Source organism: Massilia sp. ZL223, assembly GCF_018119395.1.
Classification (GTDB): Bacteria; Pseudomonadota; Gammaproteobacteria; order Burkholderiales; family Burkholderiaceae_D; genus Telluria.
This window is the reverse complement of the sequence record NZ_JAGPWD010000011.1, coordinates 59,794-73,173: the sequence shown is the minus strand read 5'-3', so window position 1 is coordinate 73,173 and position 13,380 is coordinate 59,794. Positions and strand designations below refer to the sequence as shown.

General features: G+C 67.0%; 14 protein-coding genes and 1 pseudogene. 5 read left to right on the top strand and 10 right to left on the bottom strand.

All coding sequences use genetic code 11. The annotated features are described in order from the left end of the window. Position 1: 1 nt before the first annotated feature. From KBW95_RS09725 to KBW95_RS09715, 3 genes and pseudogenes are all read right to left on the bottom strand, one after another. A pseudogene (locus tag KBW95_RS09725) lies at positions 2-683 on the bottom strand (response regulator transcription factor). A 62-nt stretch (positions 684-745) separates the two neighbouring features. Beyond that, positions 746-2,104, bottom strand: a complete 1,359-nt coding sequence (locus KBW95_RS09720) for a cell wall metabolism sensor histidine kinase WalK (RefSeq protein WP_211522670.1) — start codon at positions 2,102-2,104, stop codon at positions 746-748. Between the two features lies 1 nt (position 2,105). Further along, complete coding sequence (locus KBW95_RS09715; protein ID WP_211528122.1) at positions 2,106-2,792, bottom strand: response regulator transcription factor; 687 nt, start codon at positions 2,790-2,792, stop codon at positions 2,106-2,108. Positions 2,793-2,926: 134 nt separating this feature from the next. Between KBW95_RS09715 and KBW95_RS09710 the strand changes: the two genes are divergently transcribed. The 3 genes from KBW95_RS09710 (at position 2,927) to KBW95_RS09700 (ending at position 4,994) form a co-directional block, all read left to right on the top strand. Next, a complete protein-coding gene (locus KBW95_RS09710) occupies positions 2,927-3,079 on the top strand; it encodes a hypothetical protein (protein ID WP_211522672.1) in 153 nt (50 codons plus the stop codon). Between the two features lie 150 nt (positions 3,080-3,229). Next, complete coding sequence (locus KBW95_RS09705; RefSeq protein WP_211522673.1) at positions 3,230-4,081, top strand: intradiol ring-cleavage dioxygenase; 852 nt, start codon at positions 3,230-3,232, stop codon at positions 4,079-4,081. 76 nt (positions 4,082-4,157) lie between these two features. Further along, positions 4,158-4,994, top strand: a complete 837-nt coding sequence (locus tag KBW95_RS09700; RefSeq protein WP_211528121.1) for an alpha/beta fold hydrolase — start codon at positions 4,158-4,160, stop codon at positions 4,992-4,994. A gap of 31 nt (positions 4,995-5,025) precedes the next feature. On the opposite strand, the gene KBW95_RS09695 is transcribed toward KBW95_RS09700, so the two are convergent. Further along, positions 5,026-5,274, bottom strand: coding sequence for a hypothetical protein (locus KBW95_RS09695; RefSeq protein ID WP_211522675.1), 249 nt, complete (start codon positions 5,272-5,274; stop codon positions 5,026-5,028). Between the two features lie 136 nt (positions 5,275-5,410). On the opposite strand from KBW95_RS09695, the gene dcd reads away from it, so the two are divergent. Together dcd and KBW95_RS09685 are read left to right on the top strand one after the other, a co-directional pair. Further along, entirely contained in the window at positions 5,411-5,977 is a 567-nt protein-coding gene (gene dcd, locus KBW95_RS09690; protein WP_211522676.1) for a dCTP deaminase, read from the top strand. Between the two features lie 51 nt (positions 5,978-6,028). Next, complete coding sequence (locus KBW95_RS09685) at positions 6,029-6,673, top strand: cation transporter (protein WP_211522677.1); 645 nt, start codon at positions 6,029-6,031, stop codon at positions 6,671-6,673. Here KBW95_RS09685 and KBW95_RS09680 read toward each other — a convergent pair. From KBW95_RS09680 to KBW95_RS09655, 6 genes are all read right to left on the bottom strand, one after another. After that, a complete protein-coding gene (locus KBW95_RS09680) occupies positions 6,660-7,529 on the bottom strand; it encodes a sigma-70 family RNA polymerase sigma factor (protein ID WP_211522678.1) in 870 nt (289 codons plus the stop codon). The two genes, KBW95_RS09685 and KBW95_RS09680, sit on opposite strands and share 14 nt — an antisense overlap. A 248-nt stretch (positions 7,530-7,777) precedes the next feature. Further along, the gene (locus KBW95_RS09675) at positions 7,778-10,036 is read right to left on the bottom strand and encodes an arginine/lysine/ornithine decarboxylase (protein ID WP_211522679.1); all 2,259 of its coding nucleotides are present in this window, start codon (positions 10,034-10,036) and stop codon (positions 7,778-7,780) included. A 177-nt stretch (positions 10,037-10,213) separates the two neighbouring features. Continuing rightward, complete coding sequence (locus tag KBW95_RS09670) at positions 10,214-10,852, bottom strand: DUF4337 domain-containing protein (RefSeq protein WP_211522680.1); 639 nt, start codon at positions 10,850-10,852, stop codon at positions 10,214-10,216. Further along, positions 10,853-11,341 carry a dihydrofolate reductase gene (locus tag KBW95_RS09665; RefSeq protein WP_211522681.1) on the bottom strand — a complete coding sequence of 163 codons (489 nt, stop codon included), beginning with the start codon at positions 11,339-11,341 and terminating at the stop codon, positions 10,853-10,855. It abuts the gene before it with no gap. A gap of 126 nt (positions 11,342-11,467) precedes the next feature. Continuing rightward, a complete protein-coding gene (locus KBW95_RS09660; RefSeq protein WP_211522682.1) occupies positions 11,468-12,262 on the bottom strand; it encodes a thymidylate synthase in 795 nt (264 codons plus the stop codon). Between the two features lie 24 nt (positions 12,263-12,286). Beyond that, positions 12,287-13,378, bottom strand: coding sequence for a low specificity L-threonine aldolase (locus tag KBW95_RS09655; protein ID WP_211522683.1), 1,092 nt, complete (start codon positions 13,376-13,378; stop codon positions 12,287-12,289). Between the last annotated feature and the right edge of the window lie 2 nt (positions 13,379-13,380).

Below are 13,380 nucleotides of genomic sequence, written 5' to 3'. Positions count from 1 at the left end.
GCTATTCCGCGAGCAGCTGGTAACCAAGCCGGTACATGGTCTGCAGGCAGGAACGCCCGTCATTCATCCGCCCCAGCTTGTGGCGCAGGCTGCTCAAGTGCACGTCGACATTGCGGTCATTCCGCGCTAGCGGCCGCCCGAGCCCAAGTTCCGAGAGTTCATGCTTGCTGACCGGCCGCCCCGGATTGCGGACCAATACGTCGAGGAGGTTGAATTCGCTGCTGGTCAGGGCGAGCGGCTGGCCGTCCCAGTACGCGCCGCGCTGCTCCGGATACACGGCCAGCTTGCCGAGCGTGAGCGCGATGCCGGGACTGTCGTCCGGCCCCTGGCTGCGGCGCAGGATGGCGCGCACGCGCGCCGTCAGTTCGCGGGGCGTACAGGGCTTGCTCACGTAATCGTCGGCCCCCAGCTCCAGGCCCAGGATGCGGTCGGCATCGTCGGCGCAGCCGGTGAGCATGAGCACGGGGATGCTGCTGTGGCTGCGAATCCGGAGCAAGGTGGCGATGCCGTTCATGCCCGGCATGAGGACATCGAGCACGGCGATCGCGTAATCGCCGGACAGGGCGGCGCGGGCGCCGGCTTCGCCATCGTGGGTAGCCGACAGGAAACCCTTCGCGCCGGAGGTAATCGGCGAACAGGCCAACGAGCTCGACGTCGTCGTCGATCAGCAGTACGGGACTCATTCCAAAAATCATAGCGAAAACGCCATCCGCGCGATGCACGGCTGGCGCGTTCGCCTGCGCGTTCAGACGCGCGGCAGCGAAATCCTGAGCTGCAAGCCGCCGCCCTCGCGATTGGCCGCCGCGATGTCGCCGCCGTGCGCCCGCACCACGCGCTGGGCGATGGCGAGGCCCAGGCCGTGGCCATCCACGCTCGTGCCGGAAGGGTTGGCGCGGTAGAAGGGCTCGAAGATGTGCGCCAGCTCGGCCGGCGCGATGCCGGGACCGCGGTCCAGGACCTCGACACGCGCCATGCCGTCCGTCGCGCCCACTACCACCTTCACCAGCCCGCCGGCCGCGCCATGCTTGACGGCATTGCGGACCACGTTCTCCAGCGCGCTCCACAACAGGTCCGGGTCGCCGTCGACGCTGACGCTGCCTTCCGCCTCGACCGCGATGCGCGGCGTGTCGTCGGGGTTGGCCTCGCCCGCTTCGAAGCGGGCATCCTCGACGATGGCGTCGACCAGTTCGGCCAGGTCGACCGATTCGCGCCTGGCGACTCCGTTCGACGCCTCCAGGCGCGACAGGGTCAGCAGCTCGCCGACCAGCTTGTCCATGCGGACGCTCTCGCGCTCGATGCGTTCCAGCGAGGAGGCGATGCGCTCGGGCCGCTGGTGCGCAAGGCCGACCGCCGCCTGCAGGCGCGCCAGCGGCGAGCGCAGTTCGTGCGAGACGTCGTGCAGCAGGCGGCGCTGGCCATCCATCAGCATGCGCAGCTGGCCGCTCATGCGGTCGAAGTCGCGTCCCAGGTCGCTCAGTTCGTCGCCGCCGGTGGGCTTGTCCACGAAGCGCGGCGCCAGGTCGCCGGCCGCGGCCGCGTCGAAGGCGCTGCGCAGCGCCCGGATCGGGCGGGCGAAGTACCAGGCGAGGAGGGCGGCGAACAGCAGGCTGGCCAGCACCGCGGCGATGATGCCGGCCGCCTGGCCGACGCGCCGGCCCCAGCCCGGATCCATGCCCGGGCCGCGCAGGCCGCCGGGCGGCGGGCCGAAGCGGCGCGAGACCAGGGCCAGGTAGCGGCTGCCGTCCGGGGCGAGCAGCTGGCGCACGCCGCGCACCGGAATGCCTTCGCGCAGGCTGCGTTCGGCCTCCTGGATCAGCTCTGCCGGCACGGCGCGCCCCAGCAGGTCCCGGCGCTGGGCGTCCAGGACGAAAACCTGCGGGCGTTTCAGCTCGCCCAGCATGCCGCGCAGGGCGCCAATGCCGCCGTGCCTGAGCGTGGCGGTGGCGGCGTCGAGGACGATGGTGGCCGGCGGGCCGGTGTCGAGCACGGGCGCCTGGTGCTGGCGCGCCTGGTCGCGCAGCCAGAAGGCGCCGCCGATGCCGATGGTGGCCGCCACTTGCGCGAGCAGGATCGAGAAAAAGAACTTCCAGAACAATCGGCCCATGCTATTCCCGGATCAGCTGGTAGCCCTGGCGGTAGATCGTCTGCAGGCAGGAGCGGCCGTCCGACAGGGGACCGAGCTTGTGGCGCAGGCTGCTCAGGTGGACGTCGATGTTGCGGTCGAAGCGCGCCAGCGGACGGCCCAGGCCCTGTTCCGACAGCTCGTTCTTGCTGACGGGGCGGCCGGCGTTGCGGGCCAGGACTTCGAGCAGGTTGAATTCGGTGCTGGTCAGGTCGAGCGGGGCGCCGTCCCAGGTGGCGCGGCGCTGCTCGGGCAGCATGGTCAGCTTGCCGACCGTGAGCGCCGCGCCGGGTGCACCGCCGGCTTGCGCCTGGGTGCGGCGCAGGATGGCGCGCACCCGCGCGGTAAGTTCGCGCGGAGTGCAGGGCTTGGCGACGTAGTCGTCGGCGCCCAGTTCCAGGCCCAGGATGCGGTCGGCGTCGTCGCCGCGCGCGGTCAGCATCAGGATCGGGATGCGGCTGGCGGCGCGGATCTGGCGCAGGGCGTCGATGCCGCTCATGCCGGGCATCATGACGTCGAGGATGACGATGGCATGCTGGCCCGCCAGCGCTTCGCGCACGCCGTCCTCGCCGTTATGGACGCAGGAGACCTGGAAGCCCTCCTGTTCGAGGTATTCCGCGAACATGCCGACCAGCTCGACGTCGTCGTCGATGAGGAGTACGTGGTTCATGGTGCAAGGATAACAAACCACGCCAGCCGCCCACTTGTCGCGCGGGGAAGATTTACCTTCTTTTACGCCGCTTGGCGGCGTTTTACATGGCTGCGCAACAGAATGGCGGCTCCGTACCACCAGAGGAAACCACCATGAACAAGCACTCCCTCCGCCTCGCGGCCGCCATCGCCGCCTGCATCCTGTCGGCGCCGGCCGTCCTGGCGCAATCCATGCCGCTCGAGGGCATGGACCATCCCGGCCGCATGGAGGGCCACGGCCCCGGCGGCCATCCGCGCCTGGCGTGACTGGATCTCAGCGAGGCGCAGCAGGACCGCGTGAGCCGCTGCTGCGCCTGCGCGTCGACGTCCGGATCATGGCGGCGCTGACGCCGGAGCAGCGTGCGCAAATGGAGCGCCGCCCGCAACCGCGCCGCGAGCGCCGATAAGGAGCCCGTCATGCACGACCACGACCGGGGCCTCGCCGTCGATCTCGAGAACATGCTCGCCCAGCCGGCCAGCCGGCGCCGGTCGCTACGCTGGCTGCTGGCCGGCGCGGCATCGCTGCCGCTGGCCGGCTACGGCGGCAGAGGTGCCGGCGGCGACTACGGCATCACGACTTCCACCACGACCAGCGGCGCGGCTACGGACACGGGAACCGTGGCCTGCACGGTGATTCCCGAGGAGACCGCCGGCCCGTACCCGGACGACGGCAGCAAGCGCAACGTCAACGGCGTCGACAACGCATTGGCCCTGGCGGGCATCGTCCGCAGCGACATCCGCGCCAGCGTCGGCGGCGCGACCGGCGTGGCCGAGGGAATCCCGCTGACCATCCGCCTGAAGATGGTGAACGTGGCCGCCGGCTGCACGCCGGCGGCCGGCGTGGCGGTCTACCTGTGGCATTGCACCCGCGAGGGCGGCTATTCGATGTACTCCAGCGGCATCGCCGGCGAGAACTACCTGCGCGGCGTGCAGGAGGCCGACAGCCAGGGTGGCGTCAGCTTCACCACCATCTTCCCCGGGTGTTATGACGGACGCAAGCCGCATGGGCATGGCGAGGTCTATCCGAGCCTGGCCAAGGCCGGCAGCGCGGCGAACAAGATCAAGACCTCGCAGTTCACTTTCCCGATGGCGGTCCTGAACGAGGCTTACGCGTCCTCCGGCTACAGCGCCAGCGTGCGCAACCTGGCGCAGCTGAGCTACGCGAACGACATGGTGTTCGCCGCCGGCACGGCGCTGCGGATGGCCAGCGTCACCGGCAACGCGGCGCAAGGGTATGTGGCGACCCTGGCAGTAGGCGTTTCCCTCTAAACAAGCGCCGCGGGACGGTCGTGCAGGCGGCGAGCCATTAGAATGGTTCGCCATATTCCACCATCGTCCCGCGTCCATGTCCAAACCGCTTCTTCACTTCGCCCACGGCAACAGCTACCCGGCGGGATCGTACAACCGCCTGCTGGAGGCCCTGCGCCAGCACTACGACGTACGGACGCTCGACATGCATGGGCACGATCCGCGCTATCCGGTGGACGACGGCTGGCACAACCTGGTGGACGAACTGATCGTCCACCTGGAAACCTACGGCCGTCCGGCCATCCTGGTCGGCCATTCGCTGGGAGGCATGCTGTGCGCGATGGCTGCCAAGCGCCGCCCCGACCTGGCGCGTTGCGTGGTGATGCTGGATTCGCCTGTGGTGGCGGGCTGGCGCGCCATGCTGTGGCGCGCGGTCAAGGGCTTGGGCATGGGCTCGCGCTTTTCGCCTGCCCAGTTCTCGGAAAAGCGCCGCCACCTGTGGCCGGACCGGCAATCCGCTTACGAGCACTTCGCCTCGAAGCCGATGTTCCAGGCCTGGGCGCCCGGCGCGCTGGACGATTACCTGGACCATGGCCTGGAGCCGCATCCCGAAGGGGTGACCCTGCGCTTCCGGCGCGAGGTCGAGACGGCGATCTACAACGGCTTGCCGCATCACCTGGGCGGGATCCTCCGCGAACCGTTCCCGGTGCCGGTGGGCTTCATCGCGGGCACCGATTCCGAGGAGCTGCGCCAGGCCAGCCTGGCGCCCACGCGCAAGCTGGTGGGCGAGAACCTGGTCAAGATCCAGGGAACGCATCTGTACCCGATGGAAAAGCCGGAAGCGACGGCCCGCCTGACGCACGAGATGATCGGGCGCCTGCTGGGCCAGGTCGCACGCGATCCCGTGGCCAGAAGGGTCGCGCAAGCCGGCTAAGCGGCCTGTCCAGGCGGCTGATTGAAGCGCCTTATTCGGCGTTGAGCGGCCTGGGCTGGGAATCCATGGCGTCGCGGTAGCCTTGCTGTCCGACCGCCCGCACCAGGCGGTCGTTGGACTTCGCATTGCGGATGCGCGAGCCGGTTCGCTGGTGTTCGCCGGATCCGGCGATCTCCGGTCCCGCCATCGCGGGCGGCACCTCTTCGGGGACGGGTGGGGCGGCGCAGCCGGCCAGCGCCAGCAGGGCTGCAGACAGCAGGGCGTTCGTTGCGTGACGCATCTCAAGCTCCGTGGTCGGGGACTCCCATGCTACGCACAAATGATCAATTCGACAATCCTGTCCAAGCCAACAGGGCACCGGGCGGATTATTTCGCGTAAAATTGCAGGATTTTCTTCCTGCTTTGGAAACACCACGATGACTATCAAGAGCGACAAATGGATCCGCCGCATGGCGGAAGAACACGGCATGATCGAACCCTTCTCGCCAGGCCAGGTGCGCGAGTCGGACGGCCGCAAGATCATTTCGTGGGGCACGTCTTCGTACGGCTACGATATCCGCTGCGCGGACGAGTTCAAGGTGTTCACGAACATCAACAGCACCATCGTGGACCCGAAGAACTTCGATTCCAACTCCTTTGTCGACGTCAAGAGCGATGTCTGCATCATCCCGCCGAATTCCTTCGCGCTGGCCCGCACCATCGAGTACTTCCGCATCCCGCGCAACGTGCTGACCGTCTGCCTGGGCAAGTCGACCTACGCGCGCTGCGGTATCATCGTCAACGTCACCCCGTTCGAACCCGAGTGGGAAGGCTACGTGACCCTGGAGTTCTCGAACACCACGCCGCTGCCCGCCAAGATCTACGCCGGCGAAGGCTGCGCCCAAGTGCTGTTCTTCGAGAGCGACGAAGTCTGCGAAACCTCGTACAAGGACCGCGGCGGCAAGTACCAGGGCCAGCACGGCGTGACCCTGCCGAAAACCTGATTCATTTTTCGACAGGTATTTGCCGAATTTGAATCATATTTTGGGGTCCACATGTCCGCCTGCTGCAGCGGCGGCTGCTCAACGGGCAAGCCGCCAGTCGATCCGCGCTACCGCCGCATCCTCTGGATTGCCCTCTGGGTGAACGCCCTGATGTTCGTTGTCGAGCTGGCGGGCGGCTGGCGGGCGGGCTCGGTCTCGCTGCTGGCCGACGCAGTCGACTTCCTGGGCGATGCGGCCAATTACGGCATTTCCCTGTTCGTCCTCGCGCTGGCGCCCGTGTGGCGCTCGCGCACCGCTCTGCTCAAGGGGGCGACCATGGGCCTGTATGGCCTGTTCGTCCTGGCGACGACCTTCTGGCACCTCCGTTCCGGCACCGTACCGCAAGCCCAGACCATGGGCGCCATCGGCGTGGCCGCGCTGGCCGCCAACTGCCTGGTCGGCGCCTTGCTGTTCGCCTACCGCAACGGCGACGCCAACATGCGCTCGGTCTGGCTCTGCACCCGCAATGACGCCATCGGCAACCTGGCGGTGCTGCTGGCGGCCGTCGGCGTCTGGAAGGCCGGCAGCGGCGTGCCCGACCTGCTGGTGGCGACCGTCATGGGGCTGCTCGGTTTGTCGGCGGCGCGCACGGTGATCGGCCAGGCCCTGGGCGAGCTGCGCGCCGGGGCCTCGGTGGTCGCGCTCAGGCGCCGCTGAGCGGGCCCAGGCGTGCAAGCTTGTCCGGATTGCGCGTCACATAGATGGCCTTGATCTTGCCGTCGTCGATGTCCACCGCGATGGTCTGGGGCAGCGCATCGTTTTCGAGCGTGATCTGGCCCGGCAGGCCGTCGATCGAGGCGTCGCGCAGCACTTCGGCTGCGCTCCATCCCTTGCCGGCCAGCGCGGCCAGGAAGCGGCTCACCTTGTCCAGGCCATAGATCGGGTTGATCGACGAGTTGCGCTTGCCGCCGCCATCCGCATAGAACACCACATCGTCCGCCAGCAACTGCTTGAGCTGGCCCAGGTTCCCGCTGCGCGACGCGGCGAAGAAGGCGCTGGCGATCTTCCGGCGCTGCTCATCGGGCACCGGGAAGCGCGGACGCGCCGCAGCGACATGGGTGCGCGCGCGGCTGGCCAGCTGGCGCGCGGCCGCCGGGTCGCGGCCGATGGCGTCGGCCACCTCGTTGAACTCCATCTCGAACACATCGTGCAGCAGGAAAGCGGCGCGCTCCAGTGGCGACAGGCGTTCCATGGCCAGCATCAGGGGCAGGGTGATGTCGTCGGTCTCGTCGCCGGGGTCGATGAAAGGTTCGGGCAGCCAGGCGCCGATGTACTGCTCGCGCTGGACGCGGGCGGATTTCAGCACGTCGAGGCAGAGGCGGGTGACGGTGCGGACCAGGTAGGCCTCGGGTTCGATCACGGCTTCGCGGTCGGCGTTGTGCCAGCGCAGGTAGGCGTCCTGCACCACGTCCTCGGCTTCGGCAACGGAACCGAGCATGCGGTAGGCGATGCGCTGCAGCCGTCGGCGGCGGGAGGCGAAGAAGCTCGCGTGATCAAGGTTGATGGGGTCCATGCGCTGGGAGCTTACTCCTGGCGTGGCGGGGACGCTAGTACAGGATTGGAGAGGAGTGGCGGGCATGTCGTCCTTGGTGGATGCTGGGGATGCAGCAAGGACGATTCAGGGAGGCGGCGTGTGACATGGGCTGCACATATTTTGCGGCCGCGCATCGAACTTGGGTCCCCGCCAAGGGAGCCCAAGTTCGCACCGCGGCCCGACAAGCAAAAAGCCCGGCTTTTGCCGGGCTCCTCTACAGCATGCGCTCAGGCATCCTGTCTGACGCAATCCACGAAGTAGTCCAGCTTGCCGTCCACCACGCGCTTGACGAGCCCGTGCACGTCCGTCTCGAAGCCCGGGAAGCGCTCGTTGAAATCACGCGCGAAGCGCAGATAGTCGACGATGGTCTTGTTGAAGCGCTCGCCCGGAATCAGGAGCGGAATGCCCGGCGGATACGGCGTTAGCAGGATCGCCGTGATCCGGCCCTCCAGCTGGTCGATCGCCACGCGCTCGATCTGGCGGTGCGCCATCTTGGCGAAGGCGTCCGACGGCTTCATGGCCGGCACCATGTCCGACAGGTACATCTCGGTGGTCAGGCGCGCTACGTCGTACTGCGCGTAGAACTGGTGGATCTCGGTGCACAGGTCGCGCAGGCCGCGGTTTTCGTAGCGCGGGTTGGCGCTCGCGAACTGCGGCATCACGCGCCACATCGGCTGGTTCTTGTCGTAGTCGTCCTTGAACTGCTGCAGCGCCGTCACCAGGGTGTTCCAGCGGCCCTTGGTGATGCCGATGGTGAACATGATGAAGAACGAGTACAGGCCGCACTTCTCGATGATCACGCCATGCTCGGCCAGGTACTTGGTCACGATCGAGGCAGGGATGCCGGTCTCGCCAAACTTGCCGTCCAGGCCCAGGCCTGGGGTCACGATGGTGGACTTGATCGGGTCCAGCATGTTGAAGCCTTCGGCCAGCTTGCCGAAGCCGTGCCAGTCGTCGTCGGCGTGGATCATCCAGTCCTTCTGCTCGCCGATGCCTTCTTCCGACAGCACGTCCGGGCCCCAGACCTTGAACCACCAGTCCTGGCCGAAGTCCTCGTCCACCTTCTTCATGGCGCGGCGGAAGTCCAGCGCTTCCAGGATCGATTCCTCCACCAGGGCGGTGCCGCCCGGCGCTTCCATCATGGCCGCGGCCACGTCGCAGGACGCGATGATCGAGTACTGCGGAGAGGTCGAGGTGTGCATCAGGTAGGCCTCGTTGAAGGCGTCCTGGTCCAGCTTGACCGATTCCGACTCGCGCACCAGCACCTGCGAGGCCTGCGACAGGCCGGCCAGCAGCTTGTGGGTCGACTGGGTCGAGAAGATCATCGACTCCTTGGCGCGCGGGCGGTCCTTGCCGATCGCGTGCATGTTCTTGTAGAAGTCGTGGAAGGCGGCGTGCGGCAGCCAGGCTTCGTCGAAGTGCAGGGTGTCGATCTTCCCGTCCAGCATTTCGCGCAGGGTCTCGACGTTGTAGACCACGCCGTCGTAGGTCGACTGGGTGATGGTCAGGATGCGCGGCTTCTTGTTGACGGCTTCGCGCGCGAACGGATTCGCCTCGATCTTGCGGGCGATCGACTCGGGCGTGAACTCTTCCAGCGGGATCGGGCCGATGATGCCCAGGTTGTTACGGGTCGGCATCAGGAACACCGGCACCGCGCCGCACATGATGATCGAGTGCAGGATCGACTTGTGGCAGTTGCGGTCCACGACCACGATGTCGCCCGGAGCCACGGTCGAGTGCCAGACCATCTTGTTCGAGGTCGAGGTGCCGTTGGTCACGAAGTAGCAGTGGTCGGCGTTGTAGATGCGCGCTGCGTTGCGTTCGGACTTGGCCACCGGGCCGGTGTGGTCGAGCAGCTGGCCGAGTTCCTCGACCGCGTTGCATACGTCGGCGCGCAGCATGTTCTCGCCGAAGAACTGGTGGAACATCTGGCCGATCGGCGACTTCAGGAAGGCCACGCCGCCCGAGTGGCCCGGGCAGTGCCACGAGTAGGAGCCGTCGTAGGCATAGTTCACCAGCGCGCGGAAGAAGGGCGGCGCCAGGCTGTCGAGGTAGGACTTGGCTTCGCGGATGATGTGGCGCGCCACGAATTCCGGGGTGTCCTCGAACATGTGGATGAAGCCGTGCAGCTCCTTCAGGATGTCGTTCGGGATATGGCGGCTGGTGCGGGTCTCGCCGTAGATGTAGATCGGGATGTCCGCGTTCTTGTGGCGGATCTCCTGGACGAAGGCGCGCAGGCCGGCCAGGGCGAAATCCGTCTCTTCCAGCGAGCCGCCGCCGAATTCCTCGTCGTCGATCGACAGCACGAAAGCGGATGCGCGCGACTGCTGCTGGGCGAAGGACGACAGGTCGCCGTAGCTGGTTACGCCCACGACCTCCATGCCTTCCTGTTCCATCGCGGCCGCCAGGGCGCGAATGCCGAGACCGGAGGTGTTCTCCGAGCGGAAGTCCTCGTCAATGATGACGATGGGGAAACGAAATTTCATCGACAGCTCCAATGCGAAGCGCCGTGGGGGCGGCGGTCCCTCACCGGGTCATCCCGGACAGGCCCGGCCGCCGCGCACGGCACCGAAAAAAAGAAGAAGCGGATTTTCGCAGAAATCGCGGACTCCGGTGCAATTATTTTTGCTAGATTATCCAGAGTCCCCGATCACTGGCGCACTTTAGCCGTCCAGCCGCCGCCCCGCGCGCCGCAAGCCCTCCGTCAGGGCCGCCGCAGCGAGCGCGCTCATCAGGGGAACCGGCGACAGGGCGGTCGGCGTGGTGTGCAGGGCGGCGAAGACCGCGAGGGTGATCCCGAAGGCGGCGACGGCGCATGTGAGGGTCAGCAGCCAGGTGCGGCGCGCCAGCAAGGTGATGGCGGCCAGGGTGATCGCGATCTGCTGGGCCACCGAGGCCGCGGCCCACTGGCGCTGGCGGTGCAGCTCTTCCTCGGCACGGCGGTTCCATTCGCTCGACGAGGCTTCCCAGCGCTCGGCTTCCTTGCGGATGGTTTCCTTCTCGCTCTGGTAACGTTCCATCTCGTCGCGGTAGCGCAGCTGGTTCACGCCCGGCAGGTTGGAAGCCAGCTCGGCCAGGTTCTGCTTGTTCGACTTGGCCTGGTAATGGCTCCAGGCGTTGGCCGCGCTGGTCTTGTCGATCGCCGCGTTGCTCTTGTACATGGCGGCGTCGTTGTGCGAGCTGCTGCCGAGGAAGGCGAACAGGGTGCCGATGGTCGCCAGTACGGCGATCAGGACCGCGATCTTGCCGGCGAAACGGTCGCCGCCGCGCGAGCCCGGCGGGAGGATGTGTTGGTCGGCCATTCAGCGCTCCTTGCGGACGTAGGTGACGAAGGCGTAGTCGACGCCGTCGGCGTCGGAGTGATGCGTCTCGCGCTCGGTCTCGACCCAGACCTCCGGGTCGATGGCCGGGAAGAAGGTGTCGCAGCGGTAGACGCGGTCGATGTGGGTGACGATCATCGCGTCCGCGATGTCCATCGACTCGCGGAAGATCTGGGCGCCGCCGATGATGCTGGCCGGCTCGCCCGCCAGCAGGGCCACGGCCGCCTCGAGGGAGGGCGCGGTCTCGACGCCTTCGTGGTGCCATTCAAGGTTGCGGGTGACGACGATGTTGCGCCGCTTGGGCAGCGGACGGCCGATCGAGTCGAAGGTCTTGCGGCCCATGATGATGGGCTTGCCCAGGGTGACGCGCTTGAAGTGGGCCAGGTCTTCGGGCAGGTGCCAGGGGAGCTGGTTGTCGACGCCGATGCCGTTCTGGGCGTCGACCGCAACCACGAGAGTCAGCTGCGCCATTGGCCTGCTCCCAAAGGTGATTCGAGTGAAAGGGCAGGCATCCTTGTAACCGTCCTCGCGTTGATTGTAATTCCGAGTTGCAAATGTTGTCTGTTTGCAAGCGATCTGTCAAGCTGTAAAGACACGTCAGACCGCAACGGGCGCCTTGATCCCGGGATGCGGGTCGTAGCCCACCACCTCGAAATCCTCGAAGCGGTAGTCGAACAACGAATCCGGCTTGCGCTTGATCTCCAGGCGCGCCAAAGCGCGGGTCTCGCGCGACAGCTGCAGCTCCACCTGCTCCAGGTGGTTCGCATACAGGTGGCAGTCGCCGCCGGTCCAGACAAAGTCGCCGACTTCCAGGCCGGCCTGCTGGGCCATCATGTGGGTCAGGATCGCGTAGGAGGCGATGTTGAAGGGTACGCCCAGGAAGATGTCGGCGCTGCGCTGGTAGAGCTGGCAGGACAGCTTGCCGTCGGCAACGTAGAACTGGAACAGGGCATGGCAGGGCGGCAGCTTCATGTTCGGCACGTCGGCCACGTTCCAGGCCGAGACAATCATGCGGCGCGAGTCCGGATTGTGCCTGATCTGGTCCATCACCTGCGCAATCTGGTCGATGTGCTCGCCGTTGGGCGCCGGCCAGCTGCGCCACTGGTAGCCGTAGATCGGACCCAGGTTGCCGTTGGCGTCGGCCCACTCGTCCCAGATCGTGACGCCGTGTTCCTTCAGGTAGGCGATATTGGTCGAGCCCTGGAGGAACCAGAGCAGCTCGTGGATGATGGACTTCAGGTGGACCTTCTTGGTCGTCAGGAGGGGAAAACCCTCCTGCAGGTCGAAGCGCATCTGGTAGCCGAAGACGGACAGGGTGCCGGTGCCGGTGCGGTCCGTCTTGACGGCGCCATGCTCTTTCACATGGCGCATGAATTCGAGGTATTGGCGCATTGCGGGTCTTTCTACAGTAGCCGGCTATTGTAACTCAGACAGCTTGGCCGCGAAGAGGGCCAGGGCGCCGCGCAGGCTGTCGTCGTCCATGGCCGCGAGGTTGTCGCCGACGTAGATCTCGACCAGGCTCGTATCGGGCAGCGCGTTGTGGGCCACGCGGTTGTACATCCAGATGCCGTGTTCAGCGGCCAACTCGTTGCGGATCGCGAGGGCGCGCCCGCGGCCCACGGGCAGGTGAAGATGCAGCATGTTGGCCTGCGGCGCGGCCGGGTTGACGCGGATTTCCGGATGCGCGCGCAGCGCTTCAACCAGGAACTGCGTGCGGCGGAAGTAGTCCGGCATGGCCGCCAGGCGCTGGTCGAACTGCATCGCCGCCGCGACGATATAGGGCGAGCGGTGGATGACATTTCCGCCTTCGCGCCGGAACCATTCCGCGGCGCGGCCGACGAATTCGCGGCTGCCGGCCAGCATCGCGCCGCCCAGCCCGCCGATGCCCTTGTACAGCGACACGTAGACGGAATCGAAGCCGGCCGCGATCTCGGCGGCGCTGCGGCCGTAGCCTGCCTGGGCTTCCCACACACGGGCGCCGTCCATGTGCAGGTGGACGCCGCGCACGCGGCAATGCGCCTTGATCGCCTGCAGTTCGTCCCAACTCGAGAGCTGGCCGCCGATCTCGCGCATCGGGATCTCCAGGCCCACGGCGCCCAGGCGGTCGGGGATGGCTTCCAGGTCGGCGGCAAGCCAGGGACGATGGCGGTCGCCCGCCTGCAGGGCGTGGAAGTGGCCGAGCAGCTGGTAGTTCGAGCGCTCGTGCACGAAGATGTGGGAAGTCGGATGCAGGGCGACCAGGCGGCTGCCGCGGTCTTCCGCGCCGAGGCGCAGGGCGGTCACCTGGGCCATGGTGCCGGTGACGCAGAACACGGCGGCCTCGAAGCCCAGCAGGCGCGCGATCTTGTCCTCGAAGGACTGGATCAGCGCCCCGCTGCCGTACACGTCGTGGTCGATATCGTGCCGCTCGCACCAGGCCGCCATGTCGGCGTAGAGTTCGGCGGGACGGCGCGCGCGGTGCCCCGGGAAGATGGTGTGGCAGCGGCGCAGCAGTTCGGATTCGTTCAAGG

Coding starts and splice junctions, on each gene's coding strand:
- KBW95_RS09720 (WP_211522670.1), bottom strand. CDS start 2,104: ATGGGCCGATTGTTCTGGAAGTTCTTTTTCTCGATCCTGCTCGCGCAA.
- KBW95_RS09715 (WP_211528122.1), bottom strand. CDS start 2,792: ATGAACCACGTACTCCTCATCGACGACGACGTCGAGCTGGTCGGCATG.
- KBW95_RS09710 (WP_211522672.1), top strand. CDS start 2,927: ATGAACAAGCACTCCCTCCGCCTCGCGGCCGCCATCGCCGCCTGCATC.
- KBW95_RS09705 (WP_211522673.1), top strand. CDS start 3,230: ATGCACGACCACGACCGGGGCCTCGCCGTCGATCTCGAGAACATGCTC.
- KBW95_RS09700 (WP_211528121.1), top strand. CDS start 4,158: ATGTCCAAACCGCTTCTTCACTTCGCCCACGGCAACAGCTACCCGGCG.
- KBW95_RS09695 (WP_211522675.1), bottom strand. CDS start 5,274: ATGCGTCACGCAACGAACGCCCTGCTGTCTGCAGCCCTGCTGGCGCTG.
- dcd (WP_211522676.1), top strand. CDS start 5,411: ATGACTATCAAGAGCGACAAATGGATCCGCCGCATGGCGGAAGAACAC.
- KBW95_RS09685 (WP_211522677.1), top strand. CDS start 6,029: ATGTCCGCCTGCTGCAGCGGCGGCTGCTCAACGGGCAAGCCGCCAGTC.
- KBW95_RS09680 (WP_211522678.1), bottom strand. CDS start 7,529: ATGGACCCCATCAACCTTGATCACGCGAGCTTCTTCGCCTCCCGCCGC.
- KBW95_RS09675 (WP_211522679.1), bottom strand. CDS start 10,036: ATGAAATTTCGTTTCCCCATCGTCATCATTGACGAGGACTTCCGCTCG.
- KBW95_RS09670 (WP_211522680.1), bottom strand. CDS start 10,852: ATGGCCGACCAACACATCCTCCCGCCGGGCTCGCGCGGCGGCGACCGT.
- KBW95_RS09665 (WP_211522681.1), bottom strand. CDS start 11,341: ATGGCGCAGCTGACTCTCGTGGTTGCGGTCGACGCCCAGAACGGCATC.
- KBW95_RS09660 (WP_211522682.1), bottom strand. CDS start 12,262: ATGCGCCAATACCTCGAATTCATGCGCCATGTGAAAGAGCATGGCGCC.